At 61.7% G+C, this 2,056-nt stretch carries 1 protein-coding gene; it reads left to right on the forward strand.

Going from position 1 to position 2,056, the window contains the following annotated elements; translation table 11 throughout:
- Positions 1-500: 500 nt before the first annotated feature.
- Positions 501-2,056: Ig-like domain-containing protein (locus tag VTU_RS30345; protein ID WP_010110575.1), on the forward strand; the 1,556-nt coding region annotated here is incomplete at its 3' end.

The raw sequence follows: 2,056 nt of genomic DNA on the forward strand, positions 1-2,056 counted from the left end.
TTCTGGCTCTGACGGCGCAGCGCAGGGCCCAGACGGCTTGAGCCCGATGGTGCTGGCAGGCAGCGCCGCATTCGCCTGCATGGCGGACGTGGCCGCCTGAACGAGCCGGCCGGGTTCCAGCGCGCGCACCGCGCACACCCTGGTTTGCACGGACTGAAAAATCCGCGTTTATTTCACGCGAACAAGCCAAGGAAACCGGTCCGTCGCGCGCACGGGCGCCGGAACGCGCAGGGCACGGAGAGGGGTCGCAGCGAGCCGGTGGCCGCGCCAAAAGGGGCGGGCAGATGAGATCACCGCCTGCGCCGCGCTCTGCACAAGGATCCATCGGCAGTGCGCCGGGGCAGCCTGAGAAATTGACAAATAAAACGTCAGCATGTGTTCAAATATGCGCCACCAAAGTTACATTTCCCCCATCGCCGTTGCTGTTTTGCTTGGGACCCGCCCTGTAGCAGGGGCTGCACCAAGCCCGCAATGGCATACCCACCGCTTAAGGAAACGCCATGGCTATTACTTCCGTCCGCATTCAGTCCGTCAAATCCAAGCTGCACAAGGGTGAATGGACCCTCGTGGATTTCTGGTTCAACGAAACGCCGTACGAGTCGAGTTTCAAACTCGCCGACGACTGTACGACGCCGACCGGTACCCACTTGAGCGGGTTGACCAAGGACTCCAGAGATCCCCGTCACTACTGGGCCACACTGAGTGTGAATGACGACGTGGAAATTACCGGCCGCATCTCCATAAACCTTGCCAATGTGGAGGATCCGTCCGGCTATTGGGGCTCAGGGACCTTCCAATCCAATTGGATCTCCATCGATACCCTCAACCCCCGGGTCAGGAGCATCACGCTCGACGACACCAACCTCAAAGCCGGCGAAACCACCAGGGTCAGGTTCGCTTTCAGCGAGATCGTCACCGTCGAAAGCGTCAGGGCAGCCATCGACCTCTCCAATGCCCATGGCACGCTGGACGGCTTCTACATCGAAGGCGGCAACACCTGGATCGCCATCTTCACACCCGCTGCCAACACGGCAAACGCCGAGGGTTGCAGGATCGGCCTGAACGTCAGCCAGGTGCGCGACCTGCATGGCAACGCGGGACAGGACTCCTCAAGAGGAAGCAACCCCGTCTACAGCAGCAGCTACACCGTCAGCACCCTGCCCCCCTCGCTGGCCGCGGATGCCATCACGTTCAGCAACAGCATGCTGAGTCTGGCCTCGACGACGAGCGTCGTCACCCTCACCTTCTCCGAACCGGTCAAGGGTTTGAGCAGCGCAAGCCTGCAGTTGCCCGCGCCCGGGGTCAGGGGCACGCTGTCCGCTCCGGTCGCCCAAAACCCCGACGCCAACGGCTATAGCGCGGTCTGGACCGCCACATTGACGGCCCCGGGTATGTCTAGCACCGATAACGTGCAGGGCAACAAAATCACCGTGAACCTGGCCGGCGTGACCGATCGCGATGGCATCCAGGCCACGACAGACCGTGTGGAATCGAGCAACACCTACGCAATCGACGTCCTGAAGGCCTACGCCGATTTCACGATGAGCGACACGAATCTGGGAATCGGAGAAGTCGCTACGGTCACCGTCCACTTCAACGAAAAAGTCACCGGCTTCACGCTCGATGACATCAGGATGAACAGGAGGGCGGATAACACTTACTGGACTGCCACCATGAGCGATTTGGTCAACACCGATGACCGTCAGACTTGGACATTCAGACTGACCCCGGACCCTGACAGCGAGGGTCAAGCTGGTTTCTATTTGCACGCAGACAGCGTGACTGACCTGGCGGGTAACCCGAGTCCGAATACGTCCTCAGTCTCCACCGCCAGTTACTCCGTTGACCACACCAGACCTGTCCTGACCAGCGCCACGGTCAACGGCAACCAGCTGGTGCTCACGTACACCGAGGCCAACACCCTGGACGCGGCAGCCCTCGCGGGCAACGCCGGCTTTGCGGTGAGCAGCGCCGCGGGCACGGCGGCCATCACCGTGAACAGCGCCGTGGTGAACGGGGCGGCCAAGACCGTCACGCTCACGCTGAGCCGCGCCGT

The sequence above is a fragment of the Verminephrobacter aporrectodeae subsp. tuberculatae At4 genome (genome assembly GCF_000193225.1).
Lineage (GTDB): Bacteria > Pseudomonadota > Gammaproteobacteria > Burkholderiales > Burkholderiaceae_C > Acidovorax > Acidovorax aporrectodeae.